The 18,274-nt window shown below is 46.2% G+C and carries 29 protein-coding genes; all 29 read right to left on the bottom strand.

Annotation, left to right across the window (positions count from 1 at the left end; genetic code table 11):
* Positions 1-491 (bottom strand): DUF4815 domain-containing protein (locus tag ACFILW_RS06300; RefSeq protein WP_375685365.1); only part of this gene is annotated, 491 nt, incomplete at its 3' end.
* A gap of 1 nt (position 492) precedes the next feature.
* A complete protein-coding gene (locus ACFILW_RS06305) occupies positions 493-1,599 on the bottom strand; it encodes a phage tail protein (RefSeq protein WP_375685366.1) in 1,107 nt (368 codons plus the stop codon).
* Entirely contained in the window at positions 1,599-2,495 is an 897-nt protein-coding gene (locus ACFILW_RS06310) for a baseplate J/gp47 family protein (protein ID WP_375685367.1), read from the bottom strand. The genes ACFILW_RS06305 and ACFILW_RS06310 overlap by 1 nt, the downstream gene beginning before the upstream one ends.
* On the bottom strand, positions 2,488-2,868 hold the full coding sequence (locus ACFILW_RS06315) for a GPW/gp25 family protein (protein ID WP_375685368.1): 381 nt from the start codon (positions 2,866-2,868) through the stop codon (positions 2,488-2,490). Before ACFILW_RS06315 ends, ACFILW_RS06310 begins: the two co-directional genes overlap by 8 nt.
* A gap of 3 nt (positions 2,869-2,871) precedes the next feature.
* The gene (locus tag ACFILW_RS06320; RefSeq protein ID WP_375685369.1) at positions 2,872-3,072 is read right to left on the bottom strand and encodes a hypothetical protein; all 201 of its coding nucleotides are present in this window, start codon (positions 3,070-3,072) and stop codon (positions 2,872-2,874) included.
* A gap of 12 nt (positions 3,073-3,084) precedes the next feature.
* Positions 3,085-3,678: a baseplate assembly protein gene (locus ACFILW_RS06325; protein ID WP_375685370.1), complete on the bottom strand. Its 594-nt coding sequence runs from the start codon at positions 3,676-3,678 to the stop codon at positions 3,085-3,087.
* Positions 3,675-4,196, bottom strand: a complete 522-nt coding sequence (locus tag ACFILW_RS06330) for a hypothetical protein (RefSeq protein WP_375612329.1) — start codon at positions 4,194-4,196, stop codon at positions 3,675-3,677. Before ACFILW_RS06330 ends, ACFILW_RS06325 begins: the two co-directional genes overlap by 4 nt.
* Positions 4,193-4,687 (bottom strand): phage virion morphogenesis protein, encoded by a 495-nt coding sequence (locus tag ACFILW_RS06335; protein WP_375612328.1) that lies wholly within the window; start codon positions 4,685-4,687, stop codon positions 4,193-4,195. Before ACFILW_RS06335 ends, ACFILW_RS06330 begins: the two co-directional genes overlap by 4 nt.
* A gap of 1 nt (position 4,688) precedes the next feature.
* The gene (locus tag ACFILW_RS06340; protein ID WP_375612327.1) at positions 4,689-5,111 is read right to left on the bottom strand and encodes a gp436 family protein; all 423 of its coding nucleotides are present in this window, start codon (positions 5,109-5,111) and stop codon (positions 4,689-4,691) included.
* A 15-nt stretch (positions 5,112-5,126) separates the two neighbouring features.
* Positions 5,127-6,092 carry a capsid protein gene (locus ACFILW_RS06345; protein ID WP_375646437.1) on the bottom strand — a complete coding sequence of 322 codons (966 nt, stop codon included), beginning with the start codon at positions 6,090-6,092 and terminating at the stop codon, positions 5,127-5,129.
* Between the two features lie 12 nt (positions 6,093-6,104).
* Positions 6,105-6,446, bottom strand: coding sequence for a hypothetical protein (locus ACFILW_RS06350; RefSeq protein ID WP_375612326.1), 342 nt, complete (start codon positions 6,444-6,446; stop codon positions 6,105-6,107).
* On the bottom strand, positions 6,443-7,441 hold the full coding sequence (locus ACFILW_RS06355; protein ID WP_375685371.1) for a phage protease: 999 nt from the start codon (positions 7,439-7,441) through the stop codon (positions 6,443-6,445). The genes ACFILW_RS06350 and ACFILW_RS06355 overlap by 4 nt, the downstream gene beginning before the upstream one ends.
* A gap of 114 nt (positions 7,442-7,555) precedes the next feature.
* Entirely contained in the window at positions 7,556-7,678 is a 123-nt protein-coding gene (locus ACFILW_RS06360; RefSeq protein WP_375630267.1) for a hypothetical protein, read from the bottom strand.
* 177 nt (positions 7,679-7,855) lie between these two features.
* Positions 7,856-9,061, bottom strand: coding sequence for a phage minor head protein (locus ACFILW_RS06365; RefSeq protein WP_375685372.1), 1,206 nt, complete (start codon positions 9,059-9,061; stop codon positions 7,856-7,858).
* Entirely contained in the window at positions 9,054-10,634 is a 1,581-nt protein-coding gene (locus tag ACFILW_RS06370) for a DUF935 domain-containing protein (RefSeq protein WP_375685373.1), read from the bottom strand. Before ACFILW_RS06370 ends, ACFILW_RS06365 begins: the two co-directional genes overlap by 8 nt.
* Positions 10,635-10,646: 12 nt before the next feature.
* The gene (locus tag ACFILW_RS06375; protein WP_375685374.1) at positions 10,647-12,269 is read right to left on the bottom strand and encodes a hypothetical protein; all 1,623 of its coding nucleotides are present in this window, start codon (positions 12,267-12,269) and stop codon (positions 10,647-10,649) included.
* Positions 12,262-12,843: a phage protein Gp27 family protein gene (locus ACFILW_RS06380; RefSeq protein ID WP_375624034.1), complete on the bottom strand. Its 582-nt coding sequence runs from the start codon at positions 12,841-12,843 to the stop codon at positions 12,262-12,264. Before ACFILW_RS06380 ends, ACFILW_RS06375 begins: the two co-directional genes overlap by 8 nt.
* A complete protein-coding gene (locus ACFILW_RS06385; RefSeq protein ID WP_375685375.1) occupies positions 12,806-13,162 on the bottom strand; it encodes a hypothetical protein in 357 nt (118 codons plus the stop codon). Before ACFILW_RS06385 ends, ACFILW_RS06380 begins: the two co-directional genes overlap by 38 nt.
* On the bottom strand, positions 13,159-13,473 hold the full coding sequence (locus ACFILW_RS06390) for a DUF2730 family protein (RefSeq protein WP_375607966.1): 315 nt from the start codon (positions 13,471-13,473) through the stop codon (positions 13,159-13,161). Before ACFILW_RS06390 ends, ACFILW_RS06385 begins: the two co-directional genes overlap by 4 nt.
* Complete coding sequence (locus tag ACFILW_RS06395; protein WP_375624036.1) at positions 13,470-13,685, bottom strand: hypothetical protein; 216 nt, start codon at positions 13,683-13,685, stop codon at positions 13,470-13,472. The genes ACFILW_RS06390 and ACFILW_RS06395 overlap by 4 nt, the downstream gene beginning before the upstream one ends.
* Positions 13,678-14,016: a hypothetical protein gene (locus ACFILW_RS06400; protein ID WP_375624038.1), complete on the bottom strand. Its 339-nt coding sequence runs from the start codon at positions 14,014-14,016 to the stop codon at positions 13,678-13,680. Before ACFILW_RS06400 ends, ACFILW_RS06395 begins: the two co-directional genes overlap by 8 nt.
* Positions 14,009-14,296, bottom strand: coding sequence for a hypothetical protein (locus ACFILW_RS06405; RefSeq protein WP_375612317.1), 288 nt, complete (start codon positions 14,294-14,296; stop codon positions 14,009-14,011). Before ACFILW_RS06405 ends, ACFILW_RS06400 begins: the two co-directional genes overlap by 8 nt.
* Positions 14,293-14,874: a glycoside hydrolase family 19 protein gene (locus ACFILW_RS06410; RefSeq protein ID WP_375646424.1), complete on the bottom strand. Its 582-nt coding sequence runs from the start codon at positions 14,872-14,874 to the stop codon at positions 14,293-14,295. The genes ACFILW_RS06405 and ACFILW_RS06410 overlap by 4 nt, the downstream gene beginning before the upstream one ends.
* An 87-nt stretch (positions 14,875-14,961) precedes the next feature.
* Entirely contained in the window at positions 14,962-15,369 is a 408-nt protein-coding gene (locus ACFILW_RS06415) for a helix-turn-helix domain-containing protein (protein ID WP_375685376.1), read from the bottom strand.
* 6 nt (positions 15,370-15,375) lie between these two features.
* Complete coding sequence (locus ACFILW_RS06420; RefSeq protein ID WP_375685377.1) at positions 15,376-15,993, bottom strand: regulatory protein GemA; 618 nt, start codon at positions 15,991-15,993, stop codon at positions 15,376-15,378.
* 10 nt (positions 15,994-16,003) lie between these two features.
* The gene (locus ACFILW_RS06425) at positions 16,004-16,627 is read right to left on the bottom strand and encodes a DUF3164 family protein (protein WP_375624044.1); all 624 of its coding nucleotides are present in this window, start codon (positions 16,625-16,627) and stop codon (positions 16,004-16,006) included.
* Positions 16,628-16,641: 14 nt separating this feature from the next.
* Positions 16,642-16,893: a hypothetical protein gene (locus ACFILW_RS06430; RefSeq protein ID WP_375627417.1), complete on the bottom strand. Its 252-nt coding sequence runs from the start codon at positions 16,891-16,893 to the stop codon at positions 16,642-16,644.
* The gene (locus ACFILW_RS06435) at positions 16,890-17,153 is read right to left on the bottom strand and encodes a hypothetical protein (protein ID WP_375685378.1); all 264 of its coding nucleotides are present in this window, start codon (positions 17,151-17,153) and stop codon (positions 16,890-16,892) included. Before ACFILW_RS06435 ends, ACFILW_RS06430 begins: the two co-directional genes overlap by 4 nt.
* Positions 17,150-18,181: an AAA family ATPase gene (locus ACFILW_RS06440; RefSeq protein ID WP_375624046.1), complete on the bottom strand. Its 1,032-nt coding sequence runs from the start codon at positions 18,179-18,181 to the stop codon at positions 17,150-17,152. Before ACFILW_RS06440 ends, ACFILW_RS06435 begins: the two co-directional genes overlap by 4 nt.
* Positions 18,182-18,274: the final 93 nt, after the last annotated feature.

Raw genomic sequence — 18,274 nt, forward strand, 5'->3', positions numbered from 1 at the left:
TAAACCGGAAAGAAAGTGCCATTCTGCGCATCCTCTTTTAGTGCCCAGACAAGTTTTGCTACTTCACGTGCCGCTCCAGGCTCTCCTTCTGCCAATGTGCCAGGGACTTGCCCCAATAGCTCTGGATCATCTTCGTGTGTTATCCATTTTTTTTGCAGCTTCACACCAATTTCCAAGCGCCCAATCATGGCAACATTGTTGAGTACAGCTGGTGCAACGGGGAAAATATCGCCTGCGATATAAATCTTGCCATCCGTTAAAGTGACGGTCTTTGTCTCTTTGTTGACAAAAGCATCAGCGCGTTCAACGCGGTCTCCTTCTTTTGCAACAAGGCGTCCCAAGCGGTCATGCCGCCCCCTTATAATGGTTTGAACCTCATTGAGTTCACCACTTTGAATAAAGGGACGCGTGCCATAAAACACCACGCTTTGTTGTTCCTCTTTGCCGCGAGATCTGTCAATTGCAAACGGTAAACCACTTTCATGCTTCATATTAAAACCTCAATAAAATCTTGAATTGTTCGCGAACATCGGCACGCAAAGGAATATTGATAGGCGTTTTGAGTATCTCTACACCGCCATTTAGCTCATCAGCCCCTAACCAAAGTTTGCCAAGAGGGGTTTGTTGTGCAAGACAGCCATGAACGAGAAGGGAAACAGCGGCGGCTTGTTTGTCCTCAACATCTTCAAAATCTGTGCGGGCTGCAAGAAACAACAGAGTGCCTGTTGTAGAAGGGTTAAATCTGTTGCCACAATGGTTGTAAACACCCTCTAAAACCTGCTCTACAGGCTGGACAATGTTGCATCGGCGATACCCAATCAGAGTATTGTTTTCGTCTCTTAAAGCCAAATAAAGGGGACGATTTTGGAACCACTCTGCCATGAGTATATCGCGTTCATGTTTTTTGACCGAACACCACGGAAAATTTGCCAAATCCCAAGGATAATCAATTTGGTTCCAGCTTAACTCTTCATCCCCATCATCTATCCAATTACCAATAAGCCTGCCTTCTTCTCTTGTGAGCGTGTGATTGATTTCTGTTGTGCGTCCAAAGGAAAACAAAGTGTCCCCAGCTGTTAAGTGAACACCGCTTTCATATTCCAACATGCTGTCATCAAACCGTGACATATTGCATTCAACAGCTTGCACATCATAACCATAGGTCCCACGGCGAAAATCAGAGCGCAAACTTTTGGAAAGATCTGTGATTGCTTCAATAGCTTCAAGGCTTTTGCGTTCAGGCAACTGATCAAAATCAAGTTGAAAGGAGTTCCACCATGCTCGCCCCGTCCAGGCGGGTTGAAAGCGTGCCGAAATCCCTAACCATTCAAGCCCTATCTCTATTGCCTCAAGGGAGCCGCGAATATTTTGCCATGCAAGACCCTGATCAATTAAATCATAAAGGTTAGAGAAATAAGGGGTTAATTCTTGTAAGCCATATTCATCAATTAAAAAGGGCAACCAAGAAGGCGGACGCGTGATAAATTTCGCGCGAGGTATTTCTTCGAGTGCAGTTTTAACGTGAAGGTCAAGAGCCATTGCTTCTGCAAAACAACGTTCAAACAAGCTAGAATTCGGGGGCAAAAGTGAGGAAAGCATCAATAAGCACGCCCCCGTTCAGACAAAACAATATCCCCTAGTGCGACCGCTTCATCAGGTGCGACCAAAATATCCTCACAAGGGTGCGTTATGTTCACATGGTGAACGCCCTCAACCATCAAGCGGCTTAGTATCCAACTTAAAGACAAATCACGCCCAAGCCTCCATGCACGCGCCCATTCTGCTCTTAAATTCTGCTCCGCTCTTTCCAAAACAAAGGAGCCTTCATCCGGTAACAACCAAAAATCAGCAGAAACATTGATCATCCGCTGTACCGCGCTTTTCACAAAGATGTGGTCATTGGTCATTTTAACATGGGGCTCATCAAGGGCTGCTTGTACCTTGGCAATTAAAGCCTCATCAGCCACCCCTGAAGGGGTGTCACTAAAAAGCGCAACATGAATAAGCGGACTTTTACCCTCACGATAAACAAAAGCATCTTTGACATGGATATCGCTTGAGAGGGCAAAATATTGGTAACGTGGCGCTGTGCCCCCTGTGGAATGCCCTTGTCTATTCAAACGAATGCGGCGGCGCAAACGCTCATCATCTTCATCCAAAAGGCGCGTGACCCCATGAAAATCCCCCAAATGATCTAAACTTGTTCCACAGGCAAATGTGAGTAAATTATCCCGCGCCACTTCATTCATTCGCTGGCGCAATAGCAACTCTTCATAAGCCGCCGCTTGCAATTGAATGACCACGGGATCATAAGCGGTTTTTTCTACATTATAAGGAATATGATGCGCCGCAAAAAGCTCAGTCAAACGCGTGATCTTTTGCTCTAAAATTGCTTCAACAGAAAGCTCTTCAATAATTTGTGGCAGAGGGAGTTGTGGAGGGGGAATTTGTGGCCAAGGAAATTGTAGAATGGATAAAGGTTCAAACTCAGTCATCACCAACCTCTAAATTGATGCTCATTGGCTCTTTGTGTGACCAATCCCCCAAATGCCCATTGGGATAAAAAACACCCGTTAAAACAAAATGGAACGTGCCTTCACGCGTTGCTTTTGTCAGATCAATCCTCTGCAACGAGAACCCAGGCTCTCCACACTCTGGATCATTGAGTGCTTCAACAATTGCTTGATAAAGCTGCATCATCGTCGCAGGATCAGCATTGGCATCTTGGAATGCTCCAACATCACATCCATAATGACGACGCAAAACCCGTGTCCCAATTCTTGTCGTCAGACATTTACGAAGTGACTGTTGACAATGCGCAAAGCCATATAAAAGAGAGCCATCCTTTTCGCTCATCCCGCACCGCATGCTTTAAACACCCTTTGTTGTCTTTGTGGTAGAAACAGTTGGGGGCGCAGAAACAACAGGTGCTGGTTTTTCAGCGATCTGACCAAGCAGCAACGGATATTTAGCCTCTTCCTCACTTAAACAAATTTCTTCACCTTTGCCCGGTGAACGCTTGCCTGCAACAAAATCGGCATTGGTTAAAATAACATAAGTGTTCTCACGCATGATAAAACTCCTTTAAAGAGGGGAAGAGGTTGTGGAGGGACCCATTTTGACCCCACCGTGTTTGTGGCTTGCGCCAACAGATTTTTGATTGTGCTGTAAATCTTCTGCTTGAATATGCACACTACCCGTTAATTCAACACGGGTTGATTGATGAGAAAGCACCAAACCTTGTGCACTCAAATGAATTTGATTTTCCCCATGGGAGAGAATAAGTTCATCTTTTGTCATCCGCAAAGCGCCACCCGCATAACACAGAGCAAGTTCTTGGAAAGAGCGTGCGGGATTAGGCGCATCCTCACTATAGCTATCGCGCACCACCAGAGAAGCAGAACCAATTTCGCCATGGGGGTTTAACAAGCGCACCGGATCACCAACATGGAGGGGCATATTGCTTGAGAGAGCGCCAGAAGCTTCTTGCGCTTGCAACCAAGGCGATAAAACCGCTTGTCTATTGGAACCCTGTTCGGAAAGTTTCACCCGCACCCTATGGCCATCAACTTGCACAACCCGCCCGATCATGTGCTGGTTGGCAAGACAGCGTTCAAGCGCATCAAGACGCTTCATGATTTGTCGAAAGGTATCACTTAAGAGATGTGCGTCATTCATGCCCCCACCTCATTGTCCCATGAAATCAAACCACTTTTGAGTTGTCCTTCATCACAAAAAATATCATGTCCCAACTGATGCAAATCTTGGTGCCATTCCACCACGCTTATCGATACACCACGCTGCTTAATCGCCGCAGAGATAATCGGTTCAATTTGCACCTCACGCGGGGCACTCAAATGCGTTAGTCCCCACAATTGCCCGCTATGACAAAGCACCGCAATGGCTTCTGCTAAAAGCCAACTGGAAACATCACGCTCTTTACCTGTGGTAATAATAAAAGCCCCTAAATGAAGATCAGCACTCATCTGTCCAGAAGCAACAGAAATTAAACGGCTTTCTAACACCGCAACACGCACGGCTGGAGCCACCAGCATCTGTGTTTCAAGCTCTTCTAAGTTAAAACGTCCAAATTGACAGCCGCAATCACGCACATCCGGTAAAGCGCCTTTAAGGCTTCTTATCACCGCTTCACGAAACTGATTAATGCGCCCTGCTTGTGTGATCGTTTGACTCATGAAAAGACCCTTTCCAGCCAATCTTCTGTCGCTTTGACAATTTCCACTTTATTGTGCTCTGAAAGCCCCAAATAAGGGCGTGCGGGCATGGTCACTTGATGCACACAAACAAAGCGGTGTGCTTTGCCGCTTTTAAGAAAAAAGCGCAGTGTCTTGCCATTTTTCGGGCGAATAACCCCACCCAATTGATGAATCCGCGCATAAACCAACCCAGAGCCCACAATCACCTGTTCTGGTGAAGCTTTCATATCAATGGAGCGTGAAAGCGCCCCACTGGCATAAAGAATGGAAGTGCGGGCATGATTGTTTTTCCACTTCTCTCCTTGAGCAGACATTTTTTCACTTTGAATCCGCCGCCTTGTGCTTTCTTGGATGAGACGCCCAACCCCTTGTGCCAAAGTCCCCATCGAGCTATCAGCTCCCTTTTGCAAAAAGGATAAAGCCGCTTCAAGCCCTGTCTCTTTAATCTCAATATGGGTTGCAACAGACATGTTATCTTCCCATCAAACGCGGCTTGGCATGAAAAAAAGCCCCATCACGAACCGGTCCATCTTCGCTCATAATTTTAGGTTCATCTATGCCTAAACCCGCTTTGCCTTCGGCAATACGTTTCAGCAAATCAACCGCCTGTTTGTAACGATCTTCAATAGTCGTGGTCAGTGCCGTATGGCGTATGGCTAAATTATAAACAGCAATATTGACACAGATCATACCCAGAGCCGCTGGCTGTCCAGCAATGGGGATTGAGTAGCGATGAGACAAATGCACATCAATCTCACCACTTGCCTGTTCGAGCGCGCGGGCAATGGCTTGCTCTGAAAAAACTGGATCAGAATTCTCATCCATCCCGCATAAGTCATCCAAGAAGTCATCACCCCAGAGCTCTTCAATCAATGTTTTGCTTGCATAAGCCATGTTTAAAAGTTTCCCTTAGACAACTTCTTGCAACAAAACGCCGGCATCTTTTGCAGCGACCAATTCACACACCCGTTCCCCCACACGCACCCGTTTACCGCCTGATAAGCCGATATCTGGATCATTGATCACTCCAGACAAACGCTCGCCCAACTGGGCGCTAAAGCCCCAACTGATCACCGAACCATCTGCCTGTTGTTTGGTAGGATCAATATAAAGCAGTGCAATCTTATTGCCCCACACGCGTGCCAATTGTGCCGAACGCCCTTTACGTGCCAAATTCACTTGCGATTCACCAATGAGTAAACGATCGGGGTGTATTTCCATCAGATCAGCAAATTGCGCCTTGGTGACAAAACCATCAGCAGTGCCACCCCCTTTAACGGCTTTAATGATTTTGGGATGACGTTTGAGTTTTGACCAAACAACTTTGCCCATCACAATGGTGTTGGGCGTATAGACGAGACTTTTATCCATCGCCTCATCTAAAGTGGCATAAGGGTCAGATTTCTCATAATCGCTAAATTTATTTTCACCCTTAAGCGTAATCACCCGCTCTGGTGCGTAATTTTCACTTCTTTGCACAAGGGCTGCAACACGCACTTCACGCCCCAATTCTAGCAAATTGGCAAGTCCCTCTACAGCTGTCTTTTCGGGGTTATAACGAGAGCGTTGCTCCGCCCGTGCCCGTGCCGCTGCTTCAATATCTGAATTGGGGATAAGATCATCAAGTCCGTAATCTTTGACACTGGCTTCCCGTTCAAAGGCAGAAAATTCCACCACATTCGGGCGCCCTTTTCGCCCAACTTCAAGTTCAGGCACGGTAAAATTTTCCGCTAAAGGAAATTCACTATATTTAAACACCTCACTTAAAACACAAACGCGTGGCAAAACTTTATCGCCAATAAGAGAACCTGCTGGATTGCGATAACCAATAGCAATAGCGGTGAGTGTTGGATCAATGGGAAAAGGTCTGTTCATCATATGCCTCGATTAATTAATTTTAAAAGAAATAACATCACCAGCAGAACCATCACTCATGGCAATACCAATGGTGCGATCTGCGGCTTCCGCTTTAATGGCGTGTCCTTTGGGGTCAGAGGTCAAAAAATCACCAAAAGAAACATTGCCTCCACAAACTACTTCGCCCCAACCACATTGGCCAACATCAATCATCTCACCAGCCTTGGCTTCACAAGACCCTGCAGTCCCTAATAATTTATCACCCTTACCAGAAGCCGTTGCCACCATTCCATCACCGCGCGCTGCAACAATGCAATAAGGTGAGATCACATCTCCAGCGCGAAAAGATTTAATTAAAATCATCGTACTCATGATTGGCGCTCCTTTTGCTCGCTAATATACTCAACCGCTTGGCTAATGGTGATGTCGAAGCCTTTTTGCTTCTGCTCTTCCTGATAATGGCGTGCCGCAAGGGCAACCTCTTCTGGAGCAAGCTTTGGTTCTTGCGCTAAAGCACACACTTCTAAAGGGCTTGTTGAGGCAAGCGCCGGCAACTTCTCGACCAAACTTTTAAAATGTTCCACACCCCCTTCAAGGCTACAGAGTGCACGATACTCCTCGCGGGCAGCAGGCAAAATCTTGCCCTCTTCAATGGCCTTGTCTAAAAGGCTCTCAATAGCTGTATTTTTCTGCTCTTCTTGCAAAAGCGCTAAATCTTCTTGCATCTTTGTTAATTGGGAATTTAATTCCGCGCGTTCTTTTTCGCGCGCTTTAAGCGTTGCTAAAATCTCATCCGCTTTAGCATCTTCTGCCAGTGATAGTGCACTGGCAATGGCTGTCAAATCCATCATTTTCTCCGTCAAAGTTATAGGGGAAGGCTGTTCACGGCTTAAAGCCGTCATGACAAGGGCTGGACGGTTCACCAAACCAGCACCGGCTAAATTTAAAATTTCACCTTTCTTGGAATGGCGAAACTCAGGCGAAAGATAGCGATATTCTCGGGCAACAATCTTTTTAGCGGCCATATCGGTCCATTTAACACGCCCCCAAATCGCACCATCCCGCTCTACTAATTCTTCAATCCAGCCACTGGCAGGTGCTTCTAAACCATTTCTCGCACGGTGATGTTGCCCATGCTCATAATCAATCACAAGCGGTCCTTTATTGGCTGCAAAGGCTTTTAAAATAGTTTGCGGGTTATAATGCCATTGTCGTCCATCACGTGCCTTCACATGGGGCGCTTTGGGCAAAAGCTCTACCCACTCAGGCGCTTGGCTAACGGTAGCGTCTTGGCAAAGATCTATTAACGCAGCATGAAATGTTTCTGCATCCCCATCTTTTTGATCTTCGTGAAATTCCTGTTCCATACATTGCCTATTGCTTTACAATTGTCATTGGCAATACAATGCATGAAACTTACTCCCACTATAAGTCTGACACTGTCAGTCAAAAGAGCATTTCTCAAAAAAGCACTCTTTTCCCTATTCTTCTCCTTGTGAGAGAACCCCCCGTGCCAAACCATCCCATAAAATCGTTTTCAAAGGCACTTCAAAGACGATAGAGCGCCGTTGTGAAGTGAGAGGTACAATTATCGTCTTATACAAAAAAAGCCTCTCTCAAGCCGTTTTTTTAAAGATTGCTTTTGAACGTTGAAACTGTTAGATTACCTGCGAGGCGTGAGCCAGTTATGCCAGGGCGGCTTTGCCGGATCTGTGAGGAGTTGACCGCCCTCCACGCCTTCTCTTTTCACAAAAGCCAGCAGATCTTTTTCGGTGTTCTCTTTACAACAACCGTTCATCCTTCTTTTCAGCGGCGTTTAACAAACGTTGAATTTCGCGAAAGCTCTTTTTATGCATCGAGATAAGCCACCACTCTTGTTTGCTTGCTACCCATTTGACTGCAAAGCGCCACCATGCCCCACCATTTTCACCCAAAAACACAACACTCTGTGCATCTTTTCGTCTAATAACACCATGGGGGCGAATGAGTGTTTGAATGGCGCCCCGAAAATCATCCAAGCGAAGATCACGCGCTTGATGCTCTAACAAAATATGTTTCACACTGTCTGCGGATAAGCGAATAAGAGAATTTTCCGCTGCAAAAACATCACGCACCTTTTGTGGTATAGGTGCAATGGGTATAAACCCGCGAGGCATACGTCCTTCAAACATCGCTTCCAAAAGCGGCGAACCCACAATATCTTCAATGGCAATGCGTTTGTCATTGTCCCCCATCACAGAAATTTTATCACTCAAAAAACGGCTTAAATTTTGCGCCCGATGTTTCCCAGGGTTCAAATGCCAACCAGGATCAATGCCCTTTGGTATCTTCTCAACTTTCCCCGTTCGCTTATTGTGCCAAACCTGCTTTTCAACATGAAGTGGCTCTGCCCCCTCTTCATAGCCTAAATCTTCTGCTTCATAACGGCTTACCTGTCGCACACTGCATTTACACCGCCAACCATTGGGTGGATAAAGCCAATCCCAAACCGGATCATCAACAGGTGCCGTAAACCCCACCCAACTTTCATGTTCTAAACGCTTATGTTCTGAACTCGACAAAGCATAGGTGAGATAGGGCAAAAATTCTTTATTATTTTGTGTGCGCTCCCACTCGCCTGCTGCATGCGCACTCATGGTATTGGCCCAATAGACCGTTTCTAAACGCCGTGGGCTGCCCAATTGCACCACGCTCTTTTCACCAGTTTTGGGGTCAATGCTGGTCTTTTTACCCCACCAACCCTTTTCCTGTAAAATCGGCATCAAATTTTTTTGAAAATCTTGAAAAGGAACTTGATGCTTTATGGCTTCTCCAACCGCTCGCTTAAAATCATCCAAAATATCATAGCCCACCGATTTTGCCACCGTAAAGGAAAAGGCATGTTCTTCTGGTGCTATATCACGCCAATCAAAGCTTGGAACAAGTGCCTTGGCTTCAAAATAACGGGTGACCTCTTTAGGGGCGGTTTTAAAAAGTTCCTCATCCATGATACCCAAGCCCACGTGCAATCATTTGTACTTTTGCCAAGCGCGCTGCTAATGCGTGATGATCCATCTCACCTAGCAATTCATCTAAGCCTTTTAGGATATCCTCATAACTTTTTGCTTCTCTCACAAGCTTTTTAAAAGGCTCTAAAAGGGGTTCTAAGTCCTCTTCCCAGTCGCTTAAAGCTTCTTGTGAAAGCCGGTCCAATTCGTCGTGATGTTTCCCACCCTTCTCTTTTGCACCCTTGCTCTCTCTTGTCACAGAAACATCAAAAACACCTCCACAATCAGCACAAACATGAGCCTTTTCTCCCCTCTCATCATCAAGCGCATTATCAGGAGCCTTTAAAATATCCTCTTCCTTTTTTGGTTGCGAAAAACCAATCTTATTGCGCACTTCTTGCGCCCCAACACGCAAACCTAAGGGCACAAGTTTTTCCAGCGCATCACTAATCGCTTTAATGTCTTCATTTTCCGAAATCGGCCAATAGACAAGGGGGTAGCGCTCTTGGCGCCCAAAATTAATCTCAACAAAGGGCACAATTAAATCACGATTAGCCGTTAAAGCTAATTGGCGTGCATCAGCTCTGGCAATATCATGACGCACATTTTCATGAATGCGTGCTTGCGAAAAGGACGAACCATCATCCGTCGTCATGGTTTGTCCCAATACCCCTTTAGAAATCTGCCGATCTAAATATTCCGCCTTAGAGGCAAAAACCGCATTGCCACTGCCTCCTGCCGCTTCAATAAATTCAATCTCCATTTCTTTGGGAATAATTGCTGCCGCATCACTGGATAAATCACGCACCGCTTGAATGAGAACCCGTCGTTCCTCATGAGAAGAACTCGCTCCATATTTGCCCACACGCAAAGGCATACCGTAAACTTCTAAGAAAGCCATCCAATCTTTTAAGGTATAAGATTTAAACAAAAAAGCCCAAGCTGCAAGCCGTGCAAGCCCCGTGCGGATAGGCAAACCACTTTTTAACTTGGGTCTGTGAATAGAAAATTTATAAGCAGGCAGTTCAATACCATAGTGAGACCCCTCTTCTTTTAAACGCAAATGAAAACCATCCCGCCGATCTAATTGAAAAAACCGCTGGTCACGCCATTTCCAAGCAACCGGCCACCATTCCTTGGCACTCTTGTCCCACAAAGTTTCAACAACCGCATAGCCTTTTCCCAAAGCATCTAACAAATCCGTGACATAATCATCAACAAAAGTAGGCGCACTAATCACTTCCCGCACCGCATCTGCTATCTTTTTGTCCTGTGCACTGTTGCTTGCGGCAATCACTCCAGGCTCCACCCCTGTGAGAGCATTTTTACGCATGCCAAGCACAGCACGATAATGCAAATCACGCTCTTCCATATCATCGGCAAGTTGAAAAAACTGCTCTGGATGCCCCTGTGCTGCCTGTTGCAAAATATCAGCAAGTTGCGCAGGGGTGAGACCACTGACAATGGTTTGTGACCACACATCACGAATACCATTAATGGTAGGGCTTGCGACTTCCCTCTCCAGTCCTTTGATATTAAGCGCCCTGCCCCACTGATCTAAAAGTTTTACCATCTCATCATCCCATCAATAAATCTTTGATCGCATTGTTGAAAAAAAAGGCGTTGAAAAGAGCGAGCTTTCATCAAAACGATAAGCCTCTCTCACAGGTGTATAATCATAAATTTCAGGAGTTTGGCGGCTGGCAAAATAAGCCAAAGCGCAAGCAATCGCGCTATCACCATGGCGCATAAAACCGTCACTGCCTTTAAAACGATGATTGTCTGGAATTTTCACAATGCCATTGACATAAGCAAGCGCTTGATGATCGGCAACAATGTCACTATCGCGCGGCAAAACAATCGTCCCATCCCCAAAAGCTTCCAAATAAGCCGGCATTTCCTTGCCATACCAACTTTGTGACAAGGGCACTTCCTTCACAAGAGCTCCATAACGTTGCGCCGCTTTTTCGGCTAAATAAGCCCCATTGCCCCGCGCATCTAACGCGCCGCCCATCAAACGCGGCAAACCATTCACCCCATAAAATAAAATCTCTCTTTGTTGATCAAACGGCGTATTGCGCAATTCCACCATAAACCGGACACGGCGCACCAAATCTTGTCCCACCTCCATCACCACAATCGATGTCGCATCGCCCGATCTGGCAAAATCAACACCAAAAACATGTTGGCGCCGCCGATCAAGCCCAATATGAAGAGGTTTTATATGTTTCTCACACCAAGCAAAAGCAGCAACACTTCGTTGATGTTCCGATTGATTTTTAAAATCATCCACACAAGCAAAACGCAACACCGCAATGTCAAGCGCGCAACAATTTTCAATCTGTAAGCGTGTTAAAGCCGCCCCTTCTTGATCAGCTGGTATGGCATCTAATTCTTGGCGCATAGCAGCCAAACGCACCCCATAAGACGCACGAATTTGCTCTTCCCATTGTTGCTCAGATGCTAAACTCCACACCTCCCCCTTCATGGCACAAACCCGTTTAAACAAGCCATTTTTAACAGCAACACCAAAGGGGTAACAATGCACCGAAAAAGGAACCTTACCTGCTCGCGCTTCACGGATCAATTCATTGAAAGGATTGAGCACACCATTATGGGTGGAGATCACACGGATTTTTCCTCCCCAAATGAGCAAAGCATTGACAGCATCCAAAACAGCGCGCACATCTTGATGAAACGCCGCCTCGTCAATCACCACAATGCCCTGTAGTCCGCGAATATTTTCAGGGCGGCTAGAAAGCGCCTCAACCCGAAACCCCGAAGCAAAACGCACCCGATAAGCAGAGATATATTTTGTTGAACCATCCGCCCTTTGATCAGAGAATAAAAATTCCTCAACATCCCCACTATGGCTCGTAATTGCCGAAGCAAAATTGCTCACATAGCCAATAAATTCCCGCCCCTTGTCTTTGGTGTCACCAATATAAAAAACATTATCGCCCCTCGCTTCACGTGCCGCCGCCGCAATCAGTGTATCATCCAAAGCTTCTGCAAAAGTAATGCCGGTCCGCCGCCCCTTTTCAACCAATTTTAATGGGGACTTATCTTCAATCCATGCCCGTTGATGCGCCATCAAAACGCCTTCCGCTAAGGGATCACTCTCTTTGGGAAAAGTACTTTTCCGCCAAATATCAAAACCACCTTGATGATCAAAGACATGACTTTTTGAAAAGGGCTGTTCAGCCATGTTTTACCCCCAACACCTGCGCACGAATAGCTCGCGCTGTTTCTTCTGAGAGCCCCGCCGCTGCTGCTGCTGCGTCAACCGCTTTGCTTGCTTTGCTGGTAAAATCTTTTTCCAACTTTTGCCGCCTCGTGGTCGACAAATGTTCAGCCGCCAACACGCCTTTAAGCGCATTGGCCAATTCTTGTGCTGCCTTTGGCGAAAGGTTTTTCCCACTGCTCAACGTGGAAAAAATCAACTCCTTAATCGCTGCCGCCGTCAAAAGAGTGATATTATCAGAAGCTTTAGCATCAAAGCGCTGCGAGAGGCTTGCTGCAATTTCTCTTGTCTGTTCTAGGCGCCGTGACATCACGGCTAGCCGCAAAGAATACCGATTAAAACTGGAAAAGGAGGGTATAGAAAAGCTTAAACCCATTTCTTTTTTTAAAGCCTTCAAAGCTGCTTTAAATTCATCATAAATGGCTTTTTGCGTCTTCTCACGCCCATTTAAAGCCTCAGCAGCAGCAGCAATAATTTGATCACAAGCTTGCGGCAATAAATCAATCGCCGTTAAACGTCCACGCCCGACCTTGCGCATCCTTCACCTCGTCTTTTATTGATGAACGTTTAGGCCGCTTAATCCCCTCAATGGAAAAGCTCCGGACTAAATGACGTGCTCCCCGTTCTGTTAATGCCGCAAGAAAAACCGAACCCACACATTTTAACGTAACAGCACCTTGATCTTCCATCCATGCCAGTTCATTATGCACAAAATCGCGATCGCGCCTGATGCCATAACTGTATAAAAGCCGCTCAATCATCGCACTCGATAAAGTTTCACTGCGCTCACAAGCAAGCCCTTTTAAAATAATCAACCGCGCTTCTTCACGGATGATTTTATCCATATCTGCTTTCATTTCTTGGCATTCTCCAGTAAAAACTCTTGCAAGCGCTCACCAATGGCTGCCACCGGTTGTAATTGTGCAGAAAGCGTGTTGAGACGACCATTCAATTTCTCCATATTCACTTCCAATCTTTGCAGCGCATCACGATCAGGCAAAAAGTCCATCTCTGTTTCTAACTTTTGCACACGCTCTTTAAGCGCCGTGATATCTTTCAGCATTTCCCGCGCACCTGAAGAAAAATAGGCTCTCAAAACCCCACAAATCGCAATAACCGATAACAATAAAGACAACCAGCCATTGGCAACACTGATATCCAAATTCACTTAAAAGTCCCCTCTCTTGTGCCTAAAATCGCCCGCTCCGCAGCTTTTCTACGCTGTTCACAAATCAATAAAGCAGCACGATCACGCCCCCAATAGTGCACCACTTCACGCGCATTCAAAGCACGCTCTGGCAATAAAGCTGGGCGGGCACACGCCATGCGAACAACAGGCGGCAATTCAACCGATAAAAAATGATAAGAAAGGCTACCCACCGGCTTGTGTGTTGAGCAAGCGCACACGCTCAAGCCCAATGCCACCGCCAGTAACCGGCAACTTCCCATTGACCCCCTCCATTTTCACAAGCTTTTGTTCCAAAGCCGAAATCACCCCTTGCGCTTGATGCTCAGCTTCCAACGCTGCTTGTCTTTGTCGCTCTTGTACAAGCAGTGCACGTGCTGAAGCCTTGGCAATCTCCAACTGCCAATACAAATCACGCGCCTTTTCCGCTTTTAAAACTTGCGCTTTCATAAAGCCAAAAGCCGCCAACATCACACTGACCAAAAAAAGCAGACCAAAAGACAGTTTTGAAAGTGGGCTAAACATTGCTTTTATCTCCCCACCTCGTTATCTCCACCCCATCATAGGAGCTGCTATGCCGCTTATGGGAATGTTTCCTATTGGAAAAATCCAACGAACCAAAGCCACGATGCACCCCCAGATTGCCAACAATAATCGCCACCATCGAAGGAATAGAAATGCTCGCCATATCAACAATATGCGGAGCCCCCCACAAACCACCAGAAACGAGCAAAAAAATAACCCCCCAAGCAAACCAAAAAGACCACCATAAATAGAGCCTAGAGCCACGATAAGAGGGCTTCATGCTTTCACCTCGCCTCCAAGCCCCAAAAGCTTTTTGGCGCGGTTCAAATAAATCAAACGTTGCACAAGTCCATTCTTGCCCCCATTAATTGCTCTAGTAATTCTGAGTAAATCATCTTGATCAGCAAGCCTATTCAAGCCTTTCATTTGCCAAAACCAAACAGCAGACCAAAGCGCTGCTGGAAACTTTTCCAGCTCTTGCGGAAATGCCTCACAATCAACAGCTTGTTCATCGACTAAGCGCCAAAACCTCGTAAAACGGCGATAATTATTGCGCCCCGTCAATTGGATCAACCCACGCCCCTTAAAGCGCACCCCATCCCCAGGGTTGACATTGCCTAAATCACGCCGCCCCTCATAAGCGCGCCCTGAGGCATATTCACAAACGGTAAAAAAGCCATCGCTCTCATGGGCACATTGGCTTAAAAAATGTGCAATACGCAACGGTGTTGTGAGTGCCCCATAAGATAAAGCTTTAGGCAACACGCGTGCCATTTCAACAATAATAAAATCTTGGCGCGCATGATGCGCCAATTTAGGCGCAAGGCGATGAAGAAAAGAAGCATCTATTGAAACCATAACAAACCACTCAATGCATAAAAATCCATGCGCAGTTTATCGGATTTCAACCCCCCAATATAAGCCTGACACTGTCAGTCAAAACTCTCAATACTCATAAAACTCTGGAAATAATAAACCTTGTGGTTCTTGCAAAGAAAATTTCTTCTTCAAGCGATAGGCTGTGCGCACATGCATACCAGAAACAGCAGCTGCAGCATCAACCGACCAGCCTTTTTGCAACGCTTGCACCATTTTTTGCCGCCGTTCAGCATCTCTGCCAAGGGGGATAAGAAGGCGCACACCCGAACCATTAAAACAAAAATGGTTGATCAATTGTTGCGCCTCTTCAAACCCAACAATTTCAATCAACCAATCCGCACTCTCAAGACGCCCGGGTATATAAACTTCTCGTCCACCAAAAGCCCGCATCATATTCCATGCTGCTTCACTGCCCGCAACATCAGCTATTTCACGCAATAAGGCAGGAAAATCGCTATAGATTTCCTCTTGCATACATGCTTACCCCTCGCTTTTAACACCTTTACGGATTTTCCGCCCCCAAACATTCATCACTTCTCTAAAGTCGCCCCCACTCATCTCACCCAAAGCTTTACCACTTAACGCCATAACACTTTGGTGAAAAGCCCCAAGATCAAACACAGCATCGGGATTCAAACACTTCCATTGGGCACACAAAATGGAAATGCTTGGTTTATTCCTCCATGAATCTTCGCGGTTTTTCCCTTTCCAGTCAACCCCACCCTCACGCTGCAACCAACCTTTCAACGCCTCAATAGCTCTGCATGCATCATCGCTATCGCGTAAAAAACGAATATGATCAATCCCTGTCTGTCTTTTCACAAAGGCAAGCAACGCTTTATCTGAACGATCACGAATAATGCCAAGATTCCACCCAGCAATCCAGAGCGCCTGGAGCTTCTTGGCATATTTACCCTCTAAACGCTTCCCATTCGGCTCAAAACCACACGCTTTCATTTCAGCGATAACCAAGTGCTTTTCTGAAAAATTCAAATCTTTCGCCGATTGCTTGCCCGTCAAGCGATAGAGCAGTGCGCGATAGGTCTCATCATCAAGACCTAACGCGCGTTTTCCCATATGAAGGACAGCTAAAGACATCTCTCCCCCCTCATGTCTTCGCCAGATCAATGGTCACAGCACGCCAAGCGCTTTCTAGGCTATCGCGCTCATAAAAACGCACATATTCCTTAGATGTCGTCACACGCAATGACTCGCGAATAGCACGCATCGCCTCTTTCCAGCGTGGATCATCAATATCCAAACGCAACAGCATAAAGATCTCGCCCCGATTCACCTTGCCTTCTTTATCCGTATTAAAAGCACGCGTAATAATCGCACGGATTTCAGGGCGTGCATCCGCAGACCATTCATTCAAACACTCATCAAGAAGGCTTTTGGCAATTTGCAATTGCGGTCCAAAATCAACACTTTCCTGTACCTGCACCTTAATGCGTTGCAAACCATCAAAGCTTGTGTAAGTACAATTGCCCTTTTTGCCACGCCGCTCCACACCATATTCTTGCGCAAGCAAGCTATCAAAATCACTCAAATCCGCAATCGTATGGTTGTTAAAACGTGCAATCCTTGCCGATAATTCTTTCGCAAAACCCATAATTTTGCGCACCGTTTCATCCTCTAACAAATCCGCAGGGCGGATCAGGTTTACCGGCACCAAAGCCCCTTTTGCATCCTTCATATAACGCGTACCTTCAAGTTCAATTTGTGGATTCATCACCAACTTCCTCCTTATGTTTTTTGAAACCGACGAAATGGCACAACATCCCCTGAAGAAGGCGCACATCCCGCTTTCAATTGCCAACGACACCGCATAAGCTCATGACCTAAAACGTGGTTATAGCCTGCCAAACGACGCAAATACTCATTCAATTCTCGAACATCTTGTCCATGCATAAAAATGCCATTCACCTCATACTGTAAAAAGGCAGAGCGCAAAGCAATCAAGCACTCTCTCACCATATAGGGGTTACGTTCCATCATTTGCTTCCTCCAAAATCCATATAAATCACACGATTGCTCTCATCTCGATCAGAGCTGTCACACTCAGCCAAAACTTCTGCAACTTCAGCTTCCAAAACCGCATCCGCCTCCCCCAAACGATGAACACTCAACTCCAATTCAAGCAATAACGCCAAATCAACACACAATTGAAGCTTTTCTCCAATATCAAAACCGCATTGATAATCGTCATAAAGACCAACAAGCGTATCGGATAATTCTTTGTCGCATAAAGAGATCATGCCAATTCCTCCACGTCACGGTTTTTCCATGCCGCTTTGACATGTTTCAAAGTCACCTCACACCCATCTCCAAGCGCTGCCATGCGTGCCAACATCATGGTTTTGTCAATTTGCCGCAAAGCTCCAGCCTTTAAGCCTATCCCTGTCAAAAACTTTATCGCACCAACATCTTCAATCCCCCAATCATGAATGCGCGCTGCAATATCCTCACTATAGGGCTTTCGCCGTTTCAAATGCATCGCCAATCGGCTTTTAATTTGCGCATAAGAGGGACCATTTTGACGATGAACCAACCGCCCCGAGATCTCATCATTGCCAACCAAAGCCAACCCCGTACCGTTGATATCAACAAAGTGGCGCAACTGATTAATCGCTTCATCCGTTAAATTTTGCGCCTCATCAACAATCAACAATGTTCCGCCACCAACACGCTCTAACTTTTTGCCAATCGCACGCGTTAAGCGGGTGGGATTATATTCCACCACTTCCAATTCTGCTGCCATATCATTCAAAATACCGTGAACACTGCGCGTATGCGGGCTGGCTGTTACCAGATAAACATGCGGGCGGGTAGAGCGATAATGGCGGCAAGTTTCGGTCTTACCACTGCCCGCATCAAGCGTAATCATCACCATATCCCCCGTACTTTGTGCCAGTGTTAAAGTATCAATAATCTCACTGGCAATTCGATTCCTCTGAAAGGCTGGTTTTTCAGGAATGCGCTCCAAAAACCCCGCTGTTTCCTTTAAAGTCTCAACCCATTGGTGAACCTTTGCATTTTGCTTCCCCAACTGTCCCGCATAACTGCCCGCATACCATTGCGAAAACGTCCCATCCGGCATGCCTATGCGCCGCGCCACCTCTGCTTTCGACCAATCATTCATTTGCCCCAAAGCTCTCACTGCATCCACAAGCTCATTCCATAAAGCAATGTCATCACTGTTGCGGTTTTGTGCTGTTCCATTGGGCTGGATTTTAGGTCGCGCCCAAGGATTTTTATCGACCGTTGCATTTATCGCGTTTTTCATGTATATTCCCCTCTCGTATTGATTTTAGACTATTGATAAGGGGAAGGGCTCCCACCCGCCCCTTATCTTTTGTCTTTAGAATGAACATTTAAA

This window comes from Bartonella sp. TT110JLCBS, assembly GCF_042193405.1.
GTDB lineage: Bacteria > Pseudomonadota > Alphaproteobacteria > Rhizobiales > Rhizobiaceae > Bartonella.

What these genes read in the sequence shown, in the direction of transcription:
- ACFILW_RS06305 (WP_375685366.1), bottom strand. Translation starts at nt 1,599, where the DNA reads ATGCTTTCCTCACTTTTGCCCCCGAATTCTAGCTTGTTTGAACGTTGT.
- ACFILW_RS06310 (WP_375685367.1), bottom strand. Translation starts at nt 2,495, where the DNA reads ATGACTGAGTTTGAACCTTTATCCATTCTACAATTTCCTTGGCCACAA.
- ACFILW_RS06315 (WP_375685368.1), bottom strand. Translation starts at nt 2,868, where the DNA reads ATGCGGTGCGGGATGAGCGAAAAGGATGGCTCTCTTTTATATGGCTTT.
- ACFILW_RS06320 (WP_375685369.1), bottom strand. Translation starts at nt 3,072, where the DNA reads ATGCGTGAGAACACTTATGTTATTTTAACCAATGCCGATTTTGTTGCA.
- ACFILW_RS06325 (WP_375685370.1), bottom strand. Translation starts at nt 3,678, where the DNA reads ATGAATGACGCACATCTCTTAAGTGATACCTTTCGACAAATCATGAAG.
- ACFILW_RS06330 (WP_375612329.1), bottom strand. Translation starts at nt 4,196, where the DNA reads ATGAGTCAAACGATCACACAAGCAGGGCGCATTAATCAGTTTCGTGAA.
- ACFILW_RS06335 (WP_375612328.1), bottom strand. Translation starts at nt 4,687, where the DNA reads ATGTCTGTTGCAACCCATATTGAGATTAAAGAGACAGGGCTTGAAGCG.
- ACFILW_RS06340 (WP_375612327.1), bottom strand. Translation starts at nt 5,111, where the DNA reads ATGGCTTATGCAAGCAAAACATTGATTGAAGAGCTCTGGGGTGATGAC.
- ACFILW_RS06345 (WP_375646437.1), bottom strand. Translation starts at nt 6,092, where the DNA reads ATGAACAGACCTTTTCCCATTGATCCAACACTCACCGCTATTGCTATT.
- ACFILW_RS06350 (WP_375612326.1), bottom strand. Translation starts at nt 6,446, where the DNA reads ATGAGTACGATGATTTTAATTAAATCTTTTCGCGCTGGAGATGTGATC.
- ACFILW_RS06355 (WP_375685371.1), bottom strand. Translation starts at nt 7,441, where the DNA reads ATGGAACAGGAATTTCACGAAGATCAAAAAGATGGGGATGCAGAAACA.
- ACFILW_RS06365 (WP_375685372.1), bottom strand. Translation starts at nt 9,061, where the DNA reads ATGGATGAGGAACTTTTTAAAACCGCCCCTAAAGAGGTCACCCGTTAT.
- ACFILW_RS06370 (WP_375685373.1), bottom strand. Translation starts at nt 10,634, where the DNA reads ATGGTAAAACTTTTAGATCAGTGGGGCAGGGCGCTTAATATCAAAGGA.
- ACFILW_RS06375 (WP_375685374.1), bottom strand. Translation starts at nt 12,269, where the DNA reads ATGGCTGAACAGCCCTTTTCAAAAAGTCATGTCTTTGATCATCAAGGT.
- ACFILW_RS06380 (WP_375624034.1), bottom strand. Translation starts at nt 12,843, where the DNA reads ATGCGCAAGGTCGGGCGTGGACGTTTAACGGCGATTGATTTATTGCCG.
- ACFILW_RS06385 (WP_375685375.1), bottom strand. Translation starts at nt 13,162, where the DNA reads ATGAAAGCAGATATGGATAAAATCATCCGTGAAGAAGCGCGGTTGATT.
- ACFILW_RS06400 (WP_375624038.1), bottom strand. Translation starts at nt 14,016, where the DNA reads ATGTTTAGCCCACTTTCAAAACTGTCTTTTGGTCTGCTTTTTTTGGTC.
- ACFILW_RS06405 (WP_375612317.1), bottom strand. Translation starts at nt 14,296, where the DNA reads ATGAAGCCCTCTTATCGTGGCTCTAGGCTCTATTTATGGTGGTCTTTT.
- ACFILW_RS06410 (WP_375646424.1), bottom strand. Translation starts at nt 14,874, where the DNA reads ATGGTTTCAATAGATGCTTCTTTTCTTCATCGCCTTGCGCCTAAATTG.
- ACFILW_RS06415 (WP_375685376.1), bottom strand. Translation starts at nt 15,369, where the DNA reads ATGCAAGAGGAAATCTATAGCGATTTTCCTGCCTTATTGCGTGAAATA.
- ACFILW_RS06420 (WP_375685377.1), bottom strand. Translation starts at nt 15,993, where the DNA reads ATGTCTTTAGCTGTCCTTCATATGGGAAAACGCGCGTTAGGTCTTGAT.
- ACFILW_RS06425 (WP_375624044.1), bottom strand. Translation starts at nt 16,627, where the DNA reads ATGAATCCACAAATTGAACTTGAAGGTACGCGTTATATGAAGGATGCA.
- ACFILW_RS06430 (WP_375627417.1), bottom strand. Translation starts at nt 16,893, where the DNA reads ATGATGGAACGTAACCCCTATATGGTGAGAGAGTGCTTGATTGCTTTG.
- ACFILW_RS06435 (WP_375685378.1), bottom strand. Translation starts at nt 17,153, where the DNA reads ATGATCTCTTTATGCGACAAAGAATTATCCGATACGCTTGTTGGTCTT.
- ACFILW_RS06440 (WP_375624046.1), bottom strand. Translation starts at nt 18,181, where the DNA reads ATGAAAAACGCGATAAATGCAACGGTCGATAAAAATCCTTGGGCGCGA.